Source organism: Kutzneria sp. NPDC052558, assembly GCF_044547355.1.
Classification (GTDB): Bacteria; Actinomycetota; Actinomycetes; order Mycobacteriales; family Pseudonocardiaceae; genus Kutzneria.
Genome location: NZ_JBIUAG010000016.1, coordinates 98,300 through 118,145, shown reverse-complemented (window position 1 = coordinate 118,145; position 19,846 = coordinate 98,300). Strand labels below are relative to the sequence as shown.

Genomic DNA, 19,846 nt, shown 5'->3' with positions numbered 1-19,846 from the left:
GTCTTGTCCCGTCCGACCGGCAGTCAGACCAGCAGGATGCACGCCGGGTGCGGCACGGCCACCGGCTCCCCCGCCGTCTCCAGCCTCGCCCCGTCCAGGCGCAGCGTCACCAGGGTGCCGGCCAACTGGTTCACCGCGAACAGCAGGTCGCCGTCCAGGGCCAGATCCCACGGCAGCGTGGTCACCGGCACGCCCAACTGCTGATGCCCCACCAGATCCAGGCCCCCAGGCCGGACCGTGAACACCGCGATGCTCTCGTGCCCGCGGTTGCCGACGAAAACCTGCCGGCCGTCGCTCGACACGACCAGCGCCGACGGGGCGTTCCACGACTGGGTGTTGGGCGGCAGCGTCGACACCGTGGACAACACCGACAGCGTGCCGTTCTCGGCCTCCCAGCGGCACACCGTGATGGTGTTGTCCAGCTCCCCCACGACATACACGTGCTCGCCGTCCGGGTGGAACACCAGCGCCCGCGGGCCGACTCCGGAGCCGACGCGGTACTGCCCCTGCGCCACCAGCTTTCCGGTCGTCACATCGAGCTGGTAGACGTGCACGTGGTCGTCGCCCTTGTCCGGCACCAGCAGCCACTCGCCGGTCGGATCGGGCACCACGGCGTGCGGGTGCGGGCCGGCCTGCCCCATCGGGTTCGGACCGGATCCCTTGTGCTGCACGACATCGGTCACCGCGCCGACCATCTCGTCGTCGCCGAGCTCGAACACCGCCACCGTGCCCGAGTCGTGGTTGGCGGCCAGCAGATGCCGGCCGGCCGGGTGCACGGCCACGTGCACCGGACCGGCGCCCTCGGTCGAGCGGGTGCCCATCCGGGTCACCGAACCGCCGGCGCCCAGCCGCAGCACGTGCACATGGCCGTCGGCGACATTGCTTGCGGCGTAGACGGTTCGGCCGCTCGGCGAGGCCGCGAGATGGAACGCGTTGGGCACGTCGACGACCGCCTCGGCCGTGCCGAGCAGGCTCATGTCCAGGTCGAGGGCGACGCTGTGCACGGCGGCCGACGGGGTGTCGGTGCCCGCGTAGCCGCCGACGAGCAGCCGCGTCGGGCGGCGCAGATCAGTCATGGCTCATTCCTCCGGTGAGGCCAGGGCGACCAGCGCCCTGGATCTGGTCAGTACCTTCTGTCCCTGGCAGGTCACGGTGATGTCGACGCGGACCCGCGCATCGGCCAACACCTCGGCGACCACCGCGTTCACCACCAGCTCCGCGCCGTGCTCGTCGTCGGGCACCACCACCGGGCGGGCGAACCGGCCGGTGCACTCGACAACGCCGCCGAGGCCGCCGGCCCAGTCCGTGACCGCCCGCATGGCCACCGCCAGGGTGAGCATGCCGTGGGCGATCACGTCGGGCAGGCCGGCCGCGGCGGCGGCTCGGTCGCTCCAGTGGATGCGGTTGAAGTCGCCGGCCGCGGCGGCGTAGCGGATCAGGTCCAGGCGCGTGATCCGTTGCCGCAGCTCGGGAAGCTTTTCCCCGACGGTCACGGCGCTCATTGCGCGGCCCTCGGGCAGACGATCACCGAGGTGCCGGTGCAGACCGGTTCATCGTCCACAGTGGATACTCTGCTGGACAGCGTGAGCACGTCGTTGCCGCCGACGTCGTCGACGCCGGCCACCCGCACCGTCACGGTCAACCGGTCGCCGGGCACGATCGGCCGGTGGTGCTCGAACCGCTGGTCCCGGTGCAGCAGCCGGCCCGCGTCCAGCCCGAGCCCCGGGTCGAACATCACCCGGAACTCGGCGTTCATCGTCAGCAGCACGGCAAAAGTCGGCGGGGCGACAAGATTCTCCGCCGGCGGCGTGCCCCCGGTGGCCCGCACGAACTCGCGGATCTTCTCCCGGCCCACCTCGTACGGCTCGGTGGCCGGGAAGACCCGGCCCAGAAATTCGGTGTTGAGCCCCATCGGGTCCTCCCGGTCGGCCGTTTTATGTCATGAAGGGCCCCTTCCTGACGTTGAACGTCATGAAGGGGCCCTTCCTGACGTTCAACGAGAGGTTTGGTCCCTTGATCTTGGTGGGCTGTTGTCAGTCGATGAAGGGGACGCCGCAGGTGCCGTCGATCAGGGGCATGAAGCCGTGGTCGGCCACCTGGGCCTTGGCCCACGGGTCCCGGCACAGCCAGCTGTCCTGGCCCACGAACAGGTTCTTGGTCTTCGCCGGCAGCGAGCCGTCGGCGTCGCGCATGACCACCACGTACTGGTGGGTGTGCACCGGGAAGTTCGGGATCCCCGGCGCCTGGCCGATGTTCAGCTCCACCCGGTGGCTCTTCGGGTTGTACACGGTCGGCGGCACCCCCGCGATGTCCCGCAGCGTCAACGATCCGTGCTCGTCCTGGTGGTGGTACTCGGTCTGCGCCAGGTACTTGCCGATGGAGTAGAAGACGATCGCGTTCGGGTCGCCGGCCACCTGCGGGTCGTTGCCGCTGTCCTGCTGCACACCCTCGCCCACGCACGGCCCCGGCGCGTCGATGCCCAGACCCGTCTTGAGGAAGCCGAGAATGCCCACGCCCACATCGGGCAGCAGCGGCTTGATGGTGGCGTGGCTGGCGCCGCCGACCTGGTCCCAGGTGGTGACCTTGCAGGTCAGGATGGCCGCCATCTGCGGCGGGGTCATGGACTGCGGCGCGTTGCCGTTCGCGTTGGCGGCCCAGGTGATGCCGTCGCTGGCGAAAGGCAGGAACTGCAACGCCTTCGGGTCGGTCGGCTGCTTGTCCCGGGTGCCGCGGGCGTAGTCAAGGCACGGCTGGCCGCTCGGCAGCGTCTGCCGAGCGGCCAGCGCGGCGATGCCGGCCGACGAGCCGTCCGGACGGGCGATCGGCGCGCAGCCACGCTTCGGGGTCAGCGGGCTCGGGCCGCTGGAGGCGTAGCTGTAGAACCGGCTGCCGCCGGGGTGTTCGGCGTTGTAGACGTCGCCGAGGCCGTCGAACAGGGTCTCGGACATGTCGCCGCCGACGCCGACGATGTCGGTCGGCCGGGGCGCCGGCCGGTGCTCGGGGTGCGCGTCCGCGGGGGCGGCGGTGGCGACCGCGGCGGCCAGCGCCGCGGCGCAGGCCAGCGCCCTGGTGGTGGTGTGCACGGGATTCCTTTCGCTGGAACGCAGTTAGAAGATCCCCGGGCCGGGCGTGAGGATGTTGTGCGGGTCGTAGCGGCGCTTGCGGCGCACCAGCTCCGGCCACAGTGGACCGTAGTGGCGCTGCCAGTCCTGCCGGTCGAACTCCAGCGAGCCGATCGGGTACCGCACGCCGCCCAGCTGCCGGGCCCGGTCGAACAGCCGCCGGTTGCGGTCCAGCATCCGGCGGGCGAAGGCCGGGTCCGGGCCCGGTTTCGCCGAGGAGGTCAGGATGTCGAACAGATAGACCCAGTCGCTGCCGTCCGGCGCCGGGACGCGGAAGAACGGCCGGGTCAGGTCGGAGCGGCGGATCCGGAACACGAAGCCGACGCCGGTGGCCCCGAAGTCCTCCGGGGTCATGGTCGGCATCACCTCGCCGACGTACCGCTCCACCGTGGAGTCCGGCATGATCACGTCCTGCCACGGCTTGATCAGGTTGTCCCAGTCGTCGGTGTCGCGCCAGCGCTGGATGATCGGGTCGTAGCGCTCGGCCCACTGCTGGTAGGTGCAGTTGACCACGGTGGCCTTGGACAGCGGCTGGCTGATGCCGCGCAGCAGGTGCGCGTCGTCGGGCGTCGCGCCGTCGTCGTAGAACGTCATCGCGTTGAGCTGGTAGGGAATCTTGCCGTTGGTCAGCGTGAACAGGTTGTAGACGCCGTCCAGCTCGCCTCGGTCCACCAGCAGCCGCAGATCGGCGAAGAACTGGGTGTTGTCGGTGTAGTAGAACTGGTAGATCCGGGCGTGCTGGTGGGCCTTGACGGTGCGGACCGTGGCCCGCACGATCAGCCCGCACTGGCCCATGCCGGCCAGCGCCGCCTCGAACAGCTCCCGGTTGCGCGTGGCCGAACACTCGACGAGCTCGCCGGTTCCGGTCACCACCTGGAGTTTGCTGACGGTGTCGACCTGCACGCCGGTGTCGTTGCGCGCGCCGAAGCCGCCCATCGACAGCGTGCCGCCGACCGACAGGCCCACGTAGGTGGTGGTCAGCGGCACGGTCAGGCCCTGCGGCAGGCCGGCCCGCACGATCTCCCGCCACAGCACGCCACAGTCCACGTCGGCGCCCTGCGGGCCGACCGAGTGGATGGTGGCCAGCGAGCGGCTCTCGATCAGCAGGCCCGAGGTCAGGCCCTGGCCCTGGGTGCTGTGGCCCTGGCCGCGCATGGACACCTTGATGCCGTGCTGGCCGCAGAACCGCACCATCTTCTGGATGTCCGCCACCGAGCCCGGCTTGAGCACCGCCAGCGGCAGCTGCTTGGCGACCCGGCCCAGATCCACCGAGTCGGCCATCCTGGTGTCCACGTCGAAGTGCAGGGCGCCGTCCAGCCGCGGCAGCCGGTCGAACGGGGTCGCCGCGGCCGCTTCGGCCGAACTGACCCACATGCCCGTCGCCGGGGCGAATCCCACGATCGCCACGCCCGATCCGAGTCGGGCGAGAAACTGTCGTCGAGTGACCATGTTTCGAACCGTAATCCCCGAATTCCGTTGCCACACCGGACCATTAGTGACATTGCCGGGTCCCGTTGGGGGAATCCACCGTGACCCTTGCCTTGCCTTGCGTTGCGTTGCCCTGGGCCGTGTCCCTGTGCCGTATCCCTGGGCCGTGGCCCTGGGCCGTTCTTGTGCCGCCCTCGTGTCGCAGGGGAATCCGGCGGGGCTCTGTGGCCCCGCCGGATTTCCTTGCCGTGGCGGCTAAGCCAGCTCCACCAGCACGCGCGGCATGGTCAGCACCCTGGCATCGCCCAGTCGCACCGAGACCGACAGGCGGACCAAGGGTGCGCCCAGGATGTCGACCACCGCGGCGGACGCGACGATGTCCGCGCCCTCGCCGGTGTTCGGCATCGGCACCTGTCTCGGGAACCGGCCGCCGAAATCGATGACCGCCGCCGGGTCGCCGGCCCAGTCCGTGACCATGGTCAGCGCCAGGCCCATGGTGAACATGCCCTGCACGATCGGCGTGGCCAGGCCGACCTCGCGGGCCAGCGTGTCGTCGTAGTGGATCGGGTTGTAGTCGCAGGAGGAACCGGCATAGCGCACCAGGTCCCGGCGGTGCAAGGTGAACGAGCGGTCGGGCCCGATCGGTCCGAGCTCGACGCCGGCGTGCGGGCGGCGGCCGGTCACGGTGGCGGTGCTCATGCGCGCTCCTCGGGGAAGGACACGAAGGTCGAGGTGGCGGTGGAGACCAGCTCGCCGCCGGCGTCGGTGATCCGGTCCTCGAAGTGCAGAACCTCGTTGTCCCCCAGGTATTCCACGTCGGTGACGCGGATCGCCACGGTCAGCCGGTCGCCGGCGTGCGCCGGGCGGCGGTGGGCGAAACGCTGCTCCCGGTGCACCAGCCGGCGCGGGTCCCCGATGCCGAAGGACGGGTCGTAGACCAGCTTGCGCTCGGCCTCCAACGATATGATCATCAGGAAGCTGGGCGGGGCGATCACGTCCGGGTGGCCCAGCGCCCGCGCCGCTTCCGGGTCGTGATAGGCCGGGTTGTCGTCGCGCAGCGCCTCGGCGAACTCGCGGATCTTCTCCCGGCTCACCTCGTACGGTAGGGCGGCGAAGACCTCGCCGACCATGCTCGGGTTGATGGCCATCCCGGCTCCCCTCTCTGTCTGCCCCCGATTCTCGCGTCGGCGGCGCCGGCCGCGCTGTGCCACTTCGAACCCCGGCCGTACCTCCTTGGACACATGCGACACGTCCCTTGGGGACAAGCCCGTTGTCCCGGGTTCCGTCGCGTTGCTAGAAAAGCTGCGTCGATCCGGGAGCAGGTCTCGTTGGGGGGACGTCATCCGGAGGACACCAACCAGAGTGGGGGCTCTATCCATGTTCGGCTTCACCGTTCTCGGGCCGCTGGCCCTGCGCGGCGGGCAGGACCCGTACGCGCCGCGAGGCCCGAAGGTCCGCAAACTCCTTGCCCTGCTGTTGTTACGCCCCGGCAACACGGTGGACATGTCCACAGTGGCCGAAGAGCTGTGGGACGGCAACCCGCCGCGCACCGAGCTGGCGACCATCCGCACGCACGTCTACCACCTGCGCACCCTGTTGGAGCAGCAGGGATCCGGCGCCGACCGCATCGAGCTGCTCAGCACCCTGCCCGGCGGCGGCTACGCGCTGCGGATCGATCCGTCCCAATTGGACGCCACGGTCTTCACCCAGCTCCTCGACCGCGGCCGTGGCCTGCTGGCCGAGGGCCGCGCCGACCGCGCCGCCCAAACCCTGCGCTCGGCATTGGCGCTGTGGCAGGGGCCCGCGCTGAGCAACATCGTGCCCGGCCGTGTCTTGTCGCGCTACGTGGCACAGCTGGACGAGCTGCGCATCCGTGCCCTCGAACTCCGAGTCGAGGCCGACATGCGCCTGGGCCGCCACCGTGAACTCGTGTCCGAGCTCCGTGGCCTGGTGTCCGTCGATCCCCTCAACGAATGGCTGCACGCTCAGCTCATCGACGCCCTGCGGCGCTGCGGTCGCCGTGGCGAGGCCCTCGACGCGTACCGCACCCTGCACACCGTGCTCGACCGTGAGCTCGGCATCGAACCGTCCGCCGAGCTCAAGCGCCTACAGTACGAGATCCTCGCTGCCGGCAGCCTGAGCCGGATCCCGCGGCCCGCCTTCGCCGAGACCCTCGGCGCCCAGGCCGGGTGAACCCGTTGCTGCACAACCAGGAGGAGGGCCCGTGAGAGTCGACTTCCACGGCGTGACCACACCGCCCGACGTGTTCGCCGGCTGGGCGCGGGAGGTCGAGGAGGCCGGCTACGACTCCCTGTGGATGTCCGAGACCCGGCACGATCCCTTCATCGGCCTCACCGCCGCCGCCCTGCGCACCGAACGGGTCGCCATCCGCACCGGCCTCGCCGTGGTCTTCGCCCGCAACCCCATGACCACCGCGATGCTGTCCAACGACCTGCAACTCGTTTCCGGTGGCCGGTTCAGTTTGGGAATCGGATCACAGCTCAAGACCCACATCACCCGTAGGTTCAGCATGCCGTGGGACAAGCCGGCGGCACGGATGCGGGAGTACGTGCGGGCACTGCACGCCATCTGGGACTGCTTCGAGACCGGTGGCCGGCTGCGCTTCCGTGGCGAGTTCTACCGGCACACCGTCATGAGCCCCTTCTTCAACCCCGGCCCCAACCCCTTCGGGCGGCCCCGGATCCTGGTGGCGGGGGTCGGACCGCTGATGACCGAACTGGCCGGGGAACTGGGTGACGGGTTCCTCGCCCACATCATCAGCACCCGGCGACTACTGGAGGAACACACCCTGCCGGCCTTGCGGGCGGCTCGGGAGAAGGCCGGCCGGTCGATGGAGGGGTATGAGCTGCACGCCACTCCCATCGTCGCCACCGGATCCACCGAGGAGGAGCTTCGGGCCGAGGTGGAGCGGGCCAAGGTCGAGATCGCGTATTACGCGTCGATTCCCAGCTATGCGCCGGTTCTGGAGCTACACGGGCTGGAAGACCTACGCGACGAGCTCCACCGGCTGGCGCACCTCGGACGTGGCGACGAAGTCGTCGACGTGATCGACGATGAGGTCGTGGAGACGTTCGCGATCGTCGGCGAGCCGGCAGTGGCGGCGAAGAAGATCCACGACCGGTTCGACGGAATCGCGACCAGTTTGGCGTTCTTCCGCCAGCAAGGGGGGACGCCGGAGGCGTGGCGGCCGCTGTATGAGGAGCTGCGGAAGCTTCAGGCGACTGCTGGGTAGTTGGGGTTTTGAGGTTGGAGGTTTTGGGGTTTGGGTTTTGGGGTTTTGGGGTTGAGGGTTTTAGGGTTTTGGGGTTGAGGGTTTTGGCTTTAAGGTTGGGGTTGAGGATTTCGAGGTTGGGGGTTGAGGATTTCGGGGTTGGGGGTTTTGGTTTTGGGGTTGGAGGTTGAGGGTTTCGGGGTTGGGGGTTTTGGGTTTTGGGTTGAGGGTTGAGGGTTTTGAGGTTGGGGGTTTTTGGGTTTTTGGGTGTTTGGTGTCAGGCAGCCCCTGTGCTCGCTCAGGCGAGGACGGGGGCTGTTTGGTGTGGGCTCCTCTCCGGCCGTGCACTGCTCTTTCGCCCCAACACCAACTTTTCTCTCCCGGGGCCGGTTGCCGCGAGTCAGGTGGGTGGTGGGGTTCGTAGCGCGGTGCAGGGAGGGAGGGTGGTGCGGTTTACAGAGGGCTTGGGACGTGGGAAGGGTGCGGCTTTCGTTGTTCGGTTGCCGTTTGGGGGTGGGGTGCGGCGAGTCAGGTGGGGGGGTGGGGGTCGTGGCGCGGTGGCAGGAGGGTGGGCGGTGCGGTTTACAGAGGGCTTGGGACGTGGGAAGGGTGCGGCTTTGGTTGTTTGCCTGCCGTTTGAGGGGTGGGCGCGTTGCTAGGTTGGAAAGCGCTTTCCTGAAGGAATCTTCAGGGTGGACACGATCGGGTAATCATTGCCGGATAAGGGGATTGGTCTCTGGGGAGTGGTAAGATGGGGGTATGTCAGCGAACCCGGAAATGTCGGTCGGCACCGAGAGGTGGCGGCTGAGTGACGGGGGGCTGCGGGAACGTGGGAAGTGGCTGGAGGAGCGGCGTAAGGCCGACTACCTGGAACAGATCGAGGTTGTGCGGGAATGGTGGAACCGCACCAGCCGCACCAAGGATGATCGGGCGGCGATCGTGGCCGACCTGAGCGTCGGCTGGAACATCACCCGGGCAGAGGCCCGGGAACTGGTCCGGTACGCGGAGCTGTTCCAACGGGATGCCGTTCGGGACGTGGCGCAGGAAGAGCAGCTCAGCCGGCAGCATCTGGTCATCATGGACAAGACGCTCGCCGAGGCGCCCGAGCCGGACCGGGATCGCGTCGAGGCAGCGCTGGTGGAACACGTGACGACGCTTGACCTCGGCCAGTTCAAGGATGTCGCCCAGCGGATCCTGGTGTTGCTGGACCAGGACGGGAAAGCGCCCGACGACCGGGAGTTGGCCCAGCCCACCCGAGAGTTGAACATCCGCAAACGCCACAACGGCGCGAAGATCGACGGCTTCCTCGACCTGGAAAGCACCGCGCTACTGGAGACCCTCGTCAGCGGCTTGGCCAAACCGACCTCGGCTGATGACACCCGCACCACCCCGCAACGGCAGGGTGACGCGCTGGTGGAGATCCTCGAGTTGGCGGCCGGATGCAAGGACCTGCCCGAGGAGGGTGGGGAGAAGCCGCACATCGCCCTCACCATGCCCCTCAAGGACTTCCAGCAGCAGCGCGGGACGGCCGATCTGGAGGGCATGGGGCCGCTCAACGCCGCCTCGGTGCGCAGGATCGCCTGCGACAGCACGATCCTGCGGGTGGTGCTGGGGGCCAAGTCCGAAGTCCTCGACATCGGACGGGCCAGCCGGACAATCCCCAACGCGATACGCAGAGCACTGATCATCCGAGACAAGGGGTGCGCGTTTCCGGGATGTGGAAGGAAACCTCGGCAATGCCACGCGCATCATGTGGTGGAATGGGCTGAGGGAGGGCCGACCAGCCTGGACAATCTGGTGTTGCTGTGCAGCGCCTGTCACAGGCTGATCCACCACAGCGACTGGAAGGTGAAGATCAACGAGGGGCTGCCCGTGTTCAGTGACGGACACGGGCGGTGGCGGAAAGCGGGCTGATCCGGCGGTTCCGCTCCCGGGACTGATCAGGCGTCGGGGAAGGTGATGTCGGCATCGAGGCCCTCGGGCAGGAGGAAGTAGCCGAGGAAGGTCACGCCCTCGGGGCCGGCGTCGAAGCGGGCGATGCGGACGCCGGAGGGCTCATAGAAGACGGCGCCGGGGCCGAGGACCGACGAAGGGTGGCCCTCGATCTGGTAGATGGCGGAGCCGGACTCGATGTTGCCGAAGACGGGGCCGTTGTGGACGTGGAGGCCGGCGGCGAAGTTGGGGGCGATGGTGATGCGGCGGACCTCGACGCGGTGGGTGGGCAGCGGAGCGGGCAAGGGCTGGTCGAGGACGACGACGCGGGACACGGGCGGAGTGGTCATGGCGGGAAATCTGCCATAAGGGAGGGGTGGATGTCCCTCCCTTATGGCAAGGCGGCGGTCAGTCGGTGGCTACGCCGGCGTCGGCGGGAGTGGGGTGGTCGGGGGTGAACAGGCCGATCTGGCGGAGCAGGGCGAGCTCGTCGCGGGCGCCCCAGTGTTCGGCGGCCTGGCCGTTGTGAACACGGTAGAAGTGCAGGTGCTGGACCTGGACGGGCTTGCCGGTCGCAGCGATGCCGAGGAAGTCACCGGTGTGGACGCCGGAAAAAGTGACGCGGACGGCGAACTTGTCGCCGGAGGCGATGAAGTCGTCGGCCTGCCAGCGGGCATCGGAAAAGGCGCTGCGCATGTAACGGGCGGTGGAGAGGTAGCCGGCGGGGCCGGTGGCGACGCCGGGAGAGGCCTCGTGGTCGATGAAATCCACAGCGATGTAACGCTGGGCGGCCTCCTCGTCGAGCTCGCCGAACACGCGGGCGACGCCCAGGGCGACCTCGAAAAGGCCGGGGGCGACGGCGGGCTGGGCGGCCTCGAGCTGCTCGGAAACCGGGGCCAGCATCTGGTCAACCTCGGACATGGATGGAATCCCTTCGGATGGTGGAAATCAGTGACCGAGGCCCTGGCCGCCGCTGACAGGCACAAGGGCGCCGGTCATGAAGCTGGCCTCATCGCTGGCCAGGAAGCGCACGACGGGGGCGACCTCCTCGGGCGAGCCGGAACGGCGCAGGGCGGTGATGCTGAGCAGATAGTCCCGATGCTCAGGGGCGAGACCGGAAACCATGTCGGTGTCGATGAGACCCGGATAAACGACATTGACGGTCACCTTGCGCTGACCGACCTCCCAGGCCAGAGAACGGGCGAAGCCGGCAAGACCGGCCTTGGAGGCGGCATAGTTGGTGACGCCGGGAGAACCCCACAAGGCCTGGGTGGAGCCGATCAGGATGATCCGGCCCCAACGAGCCCGAACCATGTTGTGCAGACAGGCCTTCACGGCCCGCATGGCGCCGAGCAGATTCGTGTCGACGACGGCGGTGAAGTCCTCTTCGGACAGTCCGAGCAGCAGGCCGTCACGGGTGATGCCGGCGTTGCACACAAGCACCTGAGGGGCCCCGTGCTGGGCGACGACCTCATCGTAGGCCCGCTGCACGGACTCGGTGTCGGTGACATCGCACCGCACGCCGAAAAGGCCCTCGGGCGGCTCGCCGGAACGATAGGTGACGGCGACCTTGTCACCGGCGTCGGCGAACGAGCGGGCGATCGCCAGCCCGATGCCCCGGTTGCCGCCGGTGACCAGAACGGAACGGCTCACTGTGCTTCTCCCTTGCTGTCCAGCAGGGCCGTCAGCTGCTCGACGGCGGACTCGGTGTCGGTGAAATGGATGGCATGCCAGCCGGCTTCCCTTGCGCCATCGCAGTTGCGGGCCAGGTCGTCGACGAAGACGCTGTGCTCGGCGGCGATCCCGGTGCGCTCGACGGCCAGGTCGAACATGCGGCGGTCGGGCTTGCGCAGGCCGACCTCGAACGACAGCAGCACCTCGTCGAACAGGCCGGCGGGATCGACCATGCGCCGCCAGTGCTGGTCCCACGCCGGCGGCATGTTGGAGATCAGACCGACGAACAAGCCGCTCTCCCGCAGCTCCCGCAAGCGGTCCAGCCAGCCCTGATTGGCCGGACGGTCCCCGAACCAGGCGGAGGCGAAGTTGTCGATCTCGGCGTCGACGCCGTGCTCCTCACGCAGCACGGCCCGCACCTGGCCCAGCCACTCGTCCTCGGACACCAGCGGGGTGTCCAGCGGCAGCATGATGTCGTCGGTGCCGTAGCGGGCGGTGACCTTCATGGTGGCGGCCATCAGCGGGGCCGGATCGAGGCTCGTCTTGACGCAGAAAGCCTTGAGGGTGACCGAAATCGGCGGGGTCAGGACACCGCCGAAGTCGGTCCACACGGCCTTGACGGTCACCGCGCCACCTCCACGGACAGCGAGGCGATCACGTCGCCGTCCTGGTGGAACGCCACCAGCACATCGCCGCCGGCGGCGACCTCGGCGGCGGCGGTGAGCGGCGAGTCGAGCTCGGCGAAGCGGTCGAACCGGCCCTGGATGCCGGCGACGAACGACGAGGCGGCGACCGCGCCGGTGCCGTCGTCCACGGCGACCAGCGCCAACTGGCGGGCGGCCTCGGTCAGGGTCATCGCCGGAATGTGGTCGTAGTCGTGGTCGAACAGCGCGTGGTTGTCGTACCGAGGCGTGACGGCCGCGGTGACAAAGGAATCCGCACGCTCCACATCGGACAGAACGACGTTCAGGGGGTTGACCCGGGCCACCAGGTGCGGGGCGAGCTGGGTCGCCGCAACGGCGGTGCCCATGTCCCGTGTGGACGGCGCCGGGGTGCCGCGCATGGTGTGCCGCAAGGCATCCAGCTCCGCATACGTGACGAGCTGGCACTCCATGGTGTGGGTGCCGACCGGCATTCCGTCCAGCTCCAGCACCTGACGGACCAGACCACGACGGATCCGGCCGCCCCGCTTGCGCGTCGGCTCGGTGACGGTGTCGATCACCAGCCGGCCCGGCTTGCGCCCAACCAGCAGGCCGCGAGGATCGTGCAGCCGCAAGGAGAACTCGCCGACCAGCATCACCACGTCGGACGGGATGCCGACCAGGTGCGCGCCGGCGATGCCGACCTGGCGGCCGACTTCCAGCAGCAGCACGGGATCGAACACCGCGGGCCGGCGGACATGGTCGCTGTAGTAGCCGTGGCTGAGCGGCAGCTGGGCGGCGGCCACGTGGTCGAGCTCGCCGACGACCTGGATGTCGGTGACAAAAACCTCGGCCACCGACGCGCGGTGCACCAGCGCCCGGTCGATGGTGCGGTCCACGGCCAGGTCGGGCGGCCGGGCCCGGTCGGTCGGTTGTGCGACTCCGGCGGTCATGGCGGAACCCCATTCTGGCAAGCACCGGTTCGTTTCACCAAGGACGCTCGCACGGCGTCGTCAATCGGCGGTAAATAGCGTCTCAAAAAAGACAACGAGACGTCATAACCGCAGGCCAGAGGCCTGTTCATCTATTTTTAACGACGGCCGGTACCTCTTTGGTGGAATGGGGATACACCGTCGATCCAGCATATCTTGAAGCCCGAACGCTATTCGGACAGAGGGGAAAGCAGACATGACTCAGGAGATCGTCGGCGGCGCCGACCTGCGGGGGCGGATCCGGGACATCATCAGCAACGAGCTGGAGCTGGCCCCCGGCGAGCTGACCGAGACCGGCAGCTTCATCGACGAGTACGACGCCGACTCGCTGTCGCTGATCACCATCATCACCCGCTTCGAGAAGGAGCTGGGCATCGTGCTGCCCAAGGACGAGGTCGCCCAGCTGGTCGACCTGAACAGCGTCTACGCCCTGGTGCAGCAGTACACCGCCGGGGAGCCCCAGAGTGTCTGAGACGGGCCTGCGGCGCGTCGTGATCACCGGTCTCGGCGCGGTCAGCTGCGTCGGGATCGGGGTCGACGCGTTCACCGAAGCGATCAAGCAGGGCCGCAACGGGGCGTCGCCGATCCGCAGCTTCGACACCACGGAATACCCGTACGTCACGGCGGCGGAGGTGCACGACTTCGACCCGGCGGCGCTGACCGAGGTCGTGAATCCGACGCACTGGGGCCGGTCGGCGCAGTTCGCCGCGTCGGCGGCCCGGCTGGCCGTCCGGGACGCCGGCATCGACCCGGCGCTGCTGGCCGGGCCGCAGGCCGGCACGATCATGGGCACCACGGCCAGCGAGTCGCAGGCGTTGCAGAGCCTGGTGGAGACGTGGGTGAACGACGGCCTCGCCGCCGCCGACCCGCACCTGATCCGCCAGGCGCCGGCCGGCCAGATCGCCAACGCGGTGGCGGTGGAACTGGGGCTGGGCGGCGACGTGCAGACCATTCCGACGGCCTGCTCGGCCAGCAACTTCGCGCTGGGCTACGCCTACGACCTGGTCCGCACCGGGCAGGCCGACTACATGATCGCCGGCGGCGCGGACGCGGTGAACAAGTCCTGCCACGGCGGCTTCTACCAGCTCGGCGCGCTGGCCGAACAGGTCTGCCGGCCGTTCGACGTGGACCGGGCCGGCATCATCACCGGCGAGGGCGGCGCGGCGCTGCTGCTGGAGCCGCTGGAGGCGGCGCTGGCCCGCGGCGCGACGATCTACGCCGAGGTGCTGGGCTACGGCGTCAACTGCGACGCCAAGCACATGGTCAACCCGGACGCGGCCAGCATCGCCGAGTGCATCCGGCAGGCCCACCAGGCGGCCGGCGTGAAACCGGAGGAGATCGACTACATCTGCGCCCACGGCACCGGGACCCGGACCAACGACGTCACCGAGATCGGGGCCGTGCGCGAGGTGTTCGGCGAGCGGGTGCCGCCGGTCAGCTCGATCAAGTCGATGATCGGCCACACCATGGGCGCGGCCAGCGCGTTCGGCGCGATCATCTGCTGCCAGGCGCTGCGGCAGGGTTTCCTGCCGCCGACCGCGAACGTGGAGACCGTCGATCCCGACCTCGGGCCGGGCATCGACGTGGTGCCGGGCGTGGCCCGGCCGGCGACGCCGCGGATCGTGCAGAACCAGGGCCTGGCCTTCGGCGGCAACAACGTCGTCACGGTGTTGGGGAGGATGGCATGACCGCGGTCGCCACGGCGAGCCTGGCCGTGACCGGATGTGGGGTGGTGTCCAGCGCGGGCCTCGGCCTGGACGCGCTGGGCGACCGGCTGCTCGACGGCAAGCCGGGGCACACGGTGCCGACCGCGGACATCGTGGCCGAGTTCCCGCCCCGGCCGCTGCGGGTGGTGTCGGACGAGGAAGTGTTGGCGGAGCTGGGAAAGCGCGGCCTGCGGTACGTGGACCGGCTGACCACGCTGGGCATGGTGGCCTCGGGCATGGCGCTGGCCGGGCTGGAGGAGGGCGACCCGGCCGACACCGGTGTCGTGCTGGGCACCGCGACCGGCAGCATCCGCAGCATCACGGAGGTCGCGCGGGACACCCTCGTGCAGGACAAGCCGTACCTGATCCACCCGGGGCGGTTCCCGAACACGGTGCTCAACAGCGCGGCCGGCCAGATCGCCATCCGCAACAAGCTGCGGGGCGTGAACGCCACCGTGGCCAGCGGCAAGCTGTCCACGCTGAGCGCGGTCCGCTACGCCGACACCGCGATCCGGCTGGGTCGGGTGACCCGGCTGGTGGTCGGCGGCGTGGAGGAGCTGAGCCCGCCGATGGCCTGGGCCTGGCACCTGGCCGGCGATCTGGGCGAGCAGACCGCGGTCGGCGAGGGCTGCGCGATGTTCGTGCTGGAGGACGCCGCGACCACGAACAACCGGGTGCTGGCCGAGATTCCGGCCTGCGAGGTCGGTTTCCACGGTCGCGCGCTGGCCGACGGCCTGGCGGCCTGCGCCACCCGGGCGTTGGCCAAGGCCGGCGTGGACGCCGCGGACGTGGCGACGGTCAGCCTCAGCGCCCCCTCCACCGACTCGGCGCTCAGCCACGCCGAGCGGCGGGGCGTGGAGGCGGCGTTGGGCCGCACCCCGGCCACCGTGAACGTGGTGGACGTGGTCGGCGAGTGCTACAGCGCCAGCGGCGCGTTGCAGCTGGCCGGGCTGCTGGCGTTGTGGCGGCGCTGGACCCCGGGGGACGGCGCGGTCGGGCTGGTCACCTCGGTGGGCCGGGACGGCAACGTCGGGTGCCTGGTGGTGCGCGACCGTCGTGCCTGACAAGCAAGTGTGGCCGGCTCGCAGGAGCCGGCCACACTTGTGTTCAGCGCACGGACCGGATGATCGACGCCGAGACGGCCTTGTTCACCGCGTCGATCCGGGACACCGCGTCCAGCTTGCCGAAGATGTTGCGCAGGTGGCGTTTCACCGTGCCCTCGGTGATGCACAGCTTGCCGGCAATCTGCCGGTTGCTCATGGCGCTGGCCACCAGGGTCAGCACCTCCTGCTCCCGATAGGACAGTGCCCCGGTGGTCACCGGCGCCTGGCTGAACGCGCCCTGCGAGACCAGCACGGTGACCCGTCTGAGGTCTCCGCAGGCGCCGCGGATGGCCGCGACCAGGTCCCGCCGGCTCACGCTCTTGTGCAGGTAGCCGCAGATGCCGGTCTCCAGCAGCTCCTGCACCAGCCTCGGATCGTCGTACATGCTGAGCACGATCACCCGGGTCCGGGGCGAGGCGGCCAGCAGCTCCTGCACGGTGTTCACCGGGTGGTGCCGGGGCATCTCCACGTCCAGCAGCACGACGTCCGGCTGGGTGCGGGCGGCGACCTCGACCACCGACTCGCCGTCGGCGGCCTCCCCGACGACCCGGAAGTCGTCCTCGGCCAGCAGGACGTCCCGCATCGCCTCCCGCAACAGCGTGTGGTCGTCAGCGATGAGGATGCCCACGGTCCGCGTCTGAACTGTCGTCGACATAGTTCCGCTCCAAGAGTGGTACTCGGATCTCCAGTCGGGTGCCGTGCCCGGGGGCGCTGGTCAGCGTGAAGGTGCCGCCGAGCAGCTCGGTTCGCTCCCGCATGGACACGAGGCCGTAGCCGCGGCCGCCGGCGGCGGCCGCGCGGACGTCGAAGCCGACGCCGTGGTCCTCCACGACGGCGTGGACCTGACCGGGGATGGTGTTCACGAGCACAACCACACTGTTGGCCCTCGAATGGCTCAGGGTGTTGCGCAGAGCCTCCCTGATCACCAGGAACAGCTCCTGCCTGGTGCTGTCGGGCATGAGGTCGGCCGGTCCGGCCACCTCGACGCGGACAGTGACGGACGGCGGATAGGCCGCGCGCACGAAGGCCCCGATGGCGGTCGCCAGATCGGTCACGGGCGGCTGCGGTCGCAGGTCCGCGACCAGCCGCCTCGCCTCCGCGAGCACTTCGCCGAGCACCGTGCGGGCCTGCGCCACCTCATGGCTGGCGCGGGGACTGCCGGTGCCCTGGTAGATCTCGTACAGCTCCAGATGTCGCACGGCCAGGCTGATGTGGTTGCCCAGCCAGTCGTGGATCTCGCGAGCCAGCCGGCCGCGGTCGGCCGCGTGGATCTCGCGCACCCGGTGCAGCGCCACGTACTCCGTGGGCACACCGGTCACGGTCCGGCCGGCCACGCAGCGGTGCAGCATGGCCGTGACCAGGCCGAGCCGCCGCGCGGCGCCCGGTCGGTCGCCGTGACGTTCGCTCAGCGTCCCGATCGTGACGGACAGCATCTCCGCCCAGAGCCGGGTCGCCTTCTGCCGGCCGCACAGCATGGCCAGCCTCGTCGCCTGGGCCGCCTGCTCCTCGTCGGCGGCCACCTGTCCCAGCCTCAGTCCCCGCGCGCAGTCGGCGAGCACGAAGCCGGCCTGGCGCAGGCATTCCGACCAGGCCTCGCGGTCCGCGGCCAGCGGGCTGTCCCGCATGGCCGCCTCGATTCGGCGCAGGATCTCGCCGACGCAGCCGTCGAGCTCATCTGCGGCTGCCGTTCGTTCCGGCTCGGACACGCCCACCCCCCGCGGGCGCGGTGCCGAACTCGGCAATGGCACTTGTTTTCGCGGACTGCAACGGAACTCTCCCCCTGAGTGATGATGCGACCGTCGCGCACGTGGCCCCCCGTCGTCGCCCCCAGCGTCGACCAGCCTCATAGCATTTCCGGTATTCGGACTCTAACACCTATTCCCGCAGCCGGGAACACCAATGCGGGATAAAACAAAAGCTCGCCCAAACGGCAGAGTGACCCCAATCGGCGATTGTTCACGTATCGCTTTCGAGTGGTCACAACGCGTATATCGGTGACCCGATGTGATCGGTTGGATTGCCGGAGTGACCGCCAGGGAATGGGCAGGCAGCACGGTTAACGGCGTGAACTCGCTGGTCAGACCGTGTTGACATGATCGTTACGACCGAGTCCCGCACACTGCGGCGAACGGCCCAAGGATTGCCGACACCCGCGCGGGGAGAATGTGGAAAACAACTCGCAATGCGAGACGTCGACGTTCTGTCGAACATACCCGCCGACCGGCGGCAAGAATTATGAAAGCACGGCAATGCCCATACCCGCGCGGACGTCAGCGGGCGGGCGCCGAGGGCTTCGGGACGCCGGCAATCCCCCGCCGACACGGCCCCTCGCACCCGAGCGGCCCAGCCGGCCTCGGGGGCGAAGTGAGCCACTCATGTAGCCCTAACCCCCCACCTGAGTGGCTCAGGTGGCTTCCAGGGCGAAATGAGCCACTCACGTGCGGCGGCGGGACGGTGATCGGCCCGGCGACCGCCGGCCCGGATCTGGGCGGTCACCTGCGTGTCTTCGCCGGTCGGCCGCTTGCCCCGGCCGGCTTAGATAGTGGATAGTGTAGCTACGGATACTTCAGTTGTCCATTCCGGGAGGGGTGGGGCGATGTCGTCCCCAGCAGGCACGATGGCCCTAGGCGCGACGGCGCGGCGGGCCCTGGGCTGGCATCCGCCGCTGATGGCGCTGTCGGCGCTGATGGCGGTGATGGCCGGCGTGTGCGCGGTCGGCGTGGCGGTGGACCCGCAGGTGCTGGTCGGCGCGCCGATCTGGCTCAAGCCGTTCAAGTTCGCGGTGTCGATCGCGGTCTACTCGGTGAGCTGGGCCTGGCTGCTGTCCCGGATGGGGCCGGCCAACCGCCGCCGCGCCGGGCTGCTGGCCACCGGCCTGGTCGGCCTGTTCACCCTGGAGTACGTGATCATCGTCGGCCAGGTGCTGCGCGGGCAGCTGAGCCACTTCAACGAGACCACGCCGTTCAACGCCTCCCTGTTCGGCCTGATGGGGACGTCCATCGTGGTCATCTGGGTCGGCACCCTGATCCTGTCGGTGATGCTGCTGTCGGAGCGGGTCGGTGACCGCGCCACCACCCGGGCGGTCCAGCTCGGGGCGCTGCTGTCGGTGCTCGGGGCCGGGCTCGGGGCGCTGATGGTCGGGCCGACCGCGTCCCAGCGCGCGGCCATGGCCAGCGGCGCCTTCGACGGGGTCATGGGCGCGCACAGCGTCGGCGCGCCCGACGGCGGCCCGGTCATGCCGATCACCGGCTGGAACCTGGACGTCGGCGACCTCCGGGTCCCGCACTTCTTCGGCCTGCACGCCCTCCAGGCGCTGCCGCTGATCCTGTTCGCCCTGACGCTGCTCGGCCGCCGGTTCCCGGCGCTGGCCGACGCCGCCGTCCGCACCCGGCTGGTGTGGGTGGCCGCCGGCGGCTACCTCGCGGTGATCGCGCTGCTGGTGTGGCAGGCCGAACGGGGCCAGTCGGTGGCCCGGCCCGACGCCCTTACCCTGGGCGCACTGGCGGTCGTCGTCGTGGCGGTGGGCGTCGCCGCCGCCCTCGCGCTGCGCCGCCGGGCGGCGGTGCTGACGTGATCCAATCCCTGTTCCAGTTGACCTTCCTGCTGACGGTGCCGTGCTGGGGGCTGATGATCTTCGCCCCGACCTGGTCGGTCACGCACCGGGTGGTCTCGTCCCCGTGGATCATGGTCCCGCCGCTGGTCGTCTACCTGTTCCAGGCCCTGCCGGTGTTCGGCGACCTCTGGGCGGCGGTCAGCCGGCCGGACCTGGCCGTGCTCCAGACCTTCCTGGCCACCCCGGCCGGCGCGGCCGCGATCTGGGCCCAGGTCATCGCCTGGGACCTGTTCATCGGCCGCTGGATGTACCTCGACTCGCGGGAGCGGGGTCTGCATCCGCTGCTGATGGCCCCGCTCCTGGTGTTCACGATCCTGCTCTCCCCCATCGGCGTGCTGATCTACCTAGGCCTCCGCACGACCGCCCGGGTACCCTCTCACTGAAACAGTCGTTTCAGTGGAAG

22 protein-coding genes are annotated in these 19,846 nt (G+C 69.5%); 8 read left to right on the top strand and 14 right to left on the bottom strand.

The genetic code is table 11. The features are described from left to right. Positions 1-23: 23 nt before the first annotated feature. From ACIG5F_RS27475 to ACIG5F_RS27445, 7 genes are all read right to left on the bottom strand, one after another. Positions 24-1,076 (bottom strand): lactonase family protein, encoded by a 1,053-nt coding sequence (locus tag ACIG5F_RS27475; protein WP_396522242.1) that lies wholly within the window; start codon positions 1,074-1,076, stop codon positions 24-26. A gap of 3 nt (positions 1,077-1,079) precedes the next feature. After that, a complete protein-coding gene (locus tag ACIG5F_RS27470) occupies positions 1,080-1,502 on the bottom strand; it encodes a MaoC/PaaZ C-terminal domain-containing protein (RefSeq protein ID WP_396522240.1) in 423 nt (140 codons plus the stop codon). Then, positions 1,499-1,912: a MaoC family dehydratase N-terminal domain-containing protein gene (locus ACIG5F_RS27465; protein WP_396522238.1), complete on the bottom strand. Its 414-nt coding sequence runs from the start codon at positions 1,910-1,912 to the stop codon at positions 1,499-1,501. Before ACIG5F_RS27465 ends, ACIG5F_RS27470 begins: the two co-directional genes overlap by 4 nt. A gap of 121 nt (positions 1,913-2,033) precedes the next feature. Beyond that, on the bottom strand, positions 2,034-3,083 hold the full coding sequence (locus tag ACIG5F_RS27460) for a substrate-binding domain-containing protein (protein ID WP_396522236.1): 1,050 nt from the start codon (positions 3,081-3,083) through the stop codon (positions 2,034-2,036). 24 nt (positions 3,084-3,107) lie between these two features. Beyond that, positions 3,108-4,571: an FAD-binding protein gene (locus tag ACIG5F_RS27455; RefSeq protein ID WP_396522234.1), complete on the bottom strand. Its 1,464-nt coding sequence runs from the start codon at positions 4,569-4,571 to the stop codon at positions 3,108-3,110. 234 nt (positions 4,572-4,805) lie between these two features. Beyond that, positions 4,806-5,249, bottom strand: a complete 444-nt coding sequence (locus ACIG5F_RS27450) for a MaoC/PaaZ C-terminal domain-containing protein (RefSeq protein WP_396522232.1) — start codon at positions 5,247-5,249, stop codon at positions 4,806-4,808. After that, a complete protein-coding gene (locus tag ACIG5F_RS27445; RefSeq protein ID WP_396522230.1) occupies positions 5,246-5,698 on the bottom strand; it encodes a MaoC family dehydratase N-terminal domain-containing protein in 453 nt (150 codons plus the stop codon). The genes ACIG5F_RS27450 and ACIG5F_RS27445 overlap by 4 nt, the downstream gene beginning before the upstream one ends. A gap of 229 nt (positions 5,699-5,927) precedes the next feature. Here ACIG5F_RS27445 and ACIG5F_RS27440 point away from each other — a divergent pair, with 229 nt between their 5' ends. The 3 genes from ACIG5F_RS27440 (at position 5,928) to ACIG5F_RS27430 (ending at position 9,696) form a co-directional block, all read left to right on the top strand. Beyond that, on the top strand, positions 5,928-6,743 hold the full coding sequence (locus ACIG5F_RS27440; protein ID WP_396522228.1) for a BTAD domain-containing putative transcriptional regulator: 816 nt from the start codon (positions 5,928-5,930) through the stop codon (positions 6,741-6,743). A gap of 31 nt (positions 6,744-6,774) precedes the next feature. Next, entirely contained in the window at positions 6,775-7,803 is a 1,029-nt protein-coding gene (locus ACIG5F_RS27435; protein ID WP_396522227.1) for a TIGR03617 family F420-dependent LLM class oxidoreductase, read from the top strand. Positions 7,804-8,541: 738 nt separating this feature from the next. Continuing rightward, on the top strand, positions 8,542-9,696 hold the full coding sequence (locus ACIG5F_RS27430; RefSeq protein ID WP_396522226.1) for a DUF222 domain-containing protein: 1,155 nt from the start codon (positions 8,542-8,544) through the stop codon (positions 9,694-9,696). A 26-nt stretch (positions 9,697-9,722) separates the two neighbouring features. Here the strand turns inward: ACIG5F_RS27430 and ACIG5F_RS27425 are convergent, their stop codons facing one another. The 5 genes from ACIG5F_RS27425 to ACIG5F_RS27405 are packed head-to-tail and all read right to left on the bottom strand — an operon-like array spanning position 9,723 to position 12,982. Next, complete coding sequence (locus ACIG5F_RS27425; protein ID WP_396522224.1) at positions 9,723-10,064, bottom strand: hypothetical protein; 342 nt, start codon at positions 10,062-10,064, stop codon at positions 9,723-9,725. A gap of 58 nt (positions 10,065-10,122) precedes the next feature. Continuing rightward, positions 10,123-10,635, bottom strand: a complete 513-nt coding sequence (locus ACIG5F_RS27420) for an ester cyclase (protein ID WP_396522222.1) — start codon at positions 10,633-10,635, stop codon at positions 10,123-10,125. Between the two features lie 27 nt (positions 10,636-10,662). After that, positions 10,663-11,367: a 3-oxoacyl-ACP reductase FabG gene (gene fabG / locus ACIG5F_RS27415; protein WP_396522221.1), complete on the bottom strand. Its 705-nt coding sequence runs from the start codon at positions 11,365-11,367 to the stop codon at positions 10,663-10,665. Then, positions 11,364-12,014 carry an HAD family hydrolase gene (locus tag ACIG5F_RS27410; protein WP_396522219.1) on the bottom strand — a complete coding sequence of 217 codons (651 nt, stop codon included), beginning with the start codon at positions 12,012-12,014 and terminating at the stop codon, positions 11,364-11,366. The genes fabG and ACIG5F_RS27410 overlap by 4 nt, the downstream gene beginning before the upstream one ends. Next, positions 12,011-12,982 carry an AfsA-related hotdog domain-containing protein gene (locus tag ACIG5F_RS27405; protein WP_396522217.1) on the bottom strand — a complete coding sequence of 324 codons (972 nt, stop codon included), beginning with the start codon at positions 12,980-12,982 and terminating at the stop codon, positions 12,011-12,013. Before ACIG5F_RS27405 ends, ACIG5F_RS27410 begins: the two co-directional genes overlap by 4 nt. A 235-nt stretch (positions 12,983-13,217) precedes the next feature. Between ACIG5F_RS27405 and ACIG5F_RS27400 the strand changes: the two genes are divergently transcribed. From ACIG5F_RS27400 to ACIG5F_RS27390, 3 genes are read left to right on the top strand one after another with little or no spacing between them, the layout of a single operon-like run. Next, the gene (locus ACIG5F_RS27400; protein WP_396522215.1) at positions 13,218-13,493 is read left to right on the top strand and encodes an acyl carrier protein; all 276 of its coding nucleotides are present in this window, start codon (positions 13,218-13,220) and stop codon (positions 13,491-13,493) included. Further along, the gene (locus ACIG5F_RS27395; RefSeq protein ID WP_396522213.1) at positions 13,486-14,709 is read left to right on the top strand and encodes a beta-ketoacyl-[acyl-carrier-protein] synthase family protein; all 1,224 of its coding nucleotides are present in this window, start codon (positions 13,486-13,488) and stop codon (positions 14,707-14,709) included. Before ACIG5F_RS27400 ends, ACIG5F_RS27395 begins: the two co-directional genes overlap by 8 nt. After that, entirely contained in the window at positions 14,706-15,791 is a 1,086-nt protein-coding gene (locus ACIG5F_RS27390; protein ID WP_396522211.1) for a beta-ketoacyl synthase N-terminal-like domain-containing protein, read from the top strand. The genes ACIG5F_RS27395 and ACIG5F_RS27390 overlap by 4 nt, the downstream gene beginning before the upstream one ends. 43 nt (positions 15,792-15,834) lie before the next feature. Here the strand turns inward: ACIG5F_RS27390 and ACIG5F_RS27385 are convergent, their stop codons facing one another. Together ACIG5F_RS27385 and ACIG5F_RS27380 are read right to left on the bottom strand one after the other, a co-directional pair. Beyond that, entirely contained in the window at positions 15,835-16,485 is a 651-nt protein-coding gene (locus ACIG5F_RS27385; protein WP_396522209.1) for a response regulator, read from the bottom strand. Further along, on the bottom strand, positions 16,439-17,536 hold the full coding sequence (locus ACIG5F_RS27380; RefSeq protein ID WP_396522208.1) for a sensor histidine kinase: 1,098 nt from the start codon (positions 17,534-17,536) through the stop codon (positions 16,439-16,441). The genes ACIG5F_RS27385 and ACIG5F_RS27380 overlap by 47 nt, the downstream gene beginning before the upstream one ends. A gap of 890 nt (positions 17,537-18,426) precedes the next feature. On the opposite strand from ACIG5F_RS27380, the gene ACIG5F_RS27375 reads away from it, so the two are divergent. Continuing rightward, positions 18,427-19,404 (top strand): hypothetical protein, encoded by a 978-nt coding sequence (locus tag ACIG5F_RS27375; RefSeq protein WP_396522206.1) that lies wholly within the window; start codon positions 18,427-18,429, stop codon positions 19,402-19,404. Next, positions 19,401-19,826, top strand: a complete 426-nt coding sequence (locus ACIG5F_RS27370) for an ABA4-like family protein (protein WP_396522204.1) — start codon at positions 19,401-19,403, stop codon at positions 19,824-19,826. Before ACIG5F_RS27375 ends, ACIG5F_RS27370 begins: the two co-directional genes overlap by 4 nt. Positions 19,827-19,846: the final 20 nt, after the last annotated feature.

What these genes read in the sequence shown, in the direction of transcription:
- ACIG5F_RS27475 (WP_396522242.1), bottom strand. Translation starts at nt 1,076, where the DNA reads ATGACTGATCTGCGCCGCCCGACGCGGCTGCTCGTCGGCGGCTACGCG.
- ACIG5F_RS27470 (WP_396522240.1), bottom strand. Translation starts at nt 1,502, where the DNA reads ATGAGCGCCGTGACCGTCGGGGAAAAGCTTCCCGAGCTGCGGCAACGG.
- ACIG5F_RS27465 (WP_396522238.1), bottom strand. Translation starts at nt 1,912, where the DNA reads ATGGGGCTCAACACCGAATTTCTGGGCCGGGTCTTCCCGGCCACCGAG.
- ACIG5F_RS27455 (WP_396522234.1), bottom strand. Translation starts at nt 4,571, where the DNA reads ATGGTCACTCGACGACAGTTTCTCGCCCGACTCGGATCGGGCGTGGCG.
- ACIG5F_RS27450 (WP_396522232.1), bottom strand. Translation starts at nt 5,249, where the DNA reads ATGAGCACCGCCACCGTGACCGGCCGCCGCCCGCACGCCGGCGTCGAG.
- ACIG5F_RS27445 (WP_396522230.1), bottom strand. Translation starts at nt 5,698, where the DNA reads ATGGCCATCAACCCGAGCATGGTCGGCGAGGTCTTCGCCGCCCTACCG.
- ACIG5F_RS27440 (WP_396522228.1), top strand. Translation starts at nt 5,928, where the DNA reads ATGTTCGGCTTCACCGTTCTCGGGCCGCTGGCCCTGCGCGGCGGGCAG.
- ACIG5F_RS27430 (WP_396522226.1), top strand. Translation starts at nt 8,542, where the DNA reads ATGTCAGCGAACCCGGAAATGTCGGTCGGCACCGAGAGGTGGCGGCTG.
- ACIG5F_RS27425 (WP_396522224.1), bottom strand. Translation starts at nt 10,064, where the DNA reads ATGACCACTCCGCCCGTGTCCCGCGTCGTCGTCCTCGACCAGCCCTTG.
- ACIG5F_RS27420 (WP_396522222.1), bottom strand. Translation starts at nt 10,635, where the DNA reads ATGTCCGAGGTTGACCAGATGCTGGCCCCGGTTTCCGAGCAGCTCGAG.
- ACIG5F_RS27405 (WP_396522217.1), bottom strand. Translation starts at nt 12,982, where the DNA reads ATGACCGCCGGAGTCGCACAACCGACCGACCGGGCCCGGCCGCCCGAC.
- ACIG5F_RS27400 (WP_396522215.1), top strand. Translation starts at nt 13,218, where the DNA reads ATGACTCAGGAGATCGTCGGCGGCGCCGACCTGCGGGGGCGGATCCGG.
- ACIG5F_RS27390 (WP_396522211.1), top strand. Translation starts at nt 14,706, where the DNA reads ATGACCGCGGTCGCCACGGCGAGCCTGGCCGTGACCGGATGTGGGGTG.
- ACIG5F_RS27385 (WP_396522209.1), bottom strand. Translation starts at nt 16,485, where the DNA reads ATGTCGACGACAGTTCAGACGCGGACCGTGGGCATCCTCATCGCTGAC.
- ACIG5F_RS27375 (WP_396522206.1), top strand. Translation starts at nt 18,427, where the DNA reads ATGTCGTCCCCAGCAGGCACGATGGCCCTAGGCGCGACGGCGCGGCGG.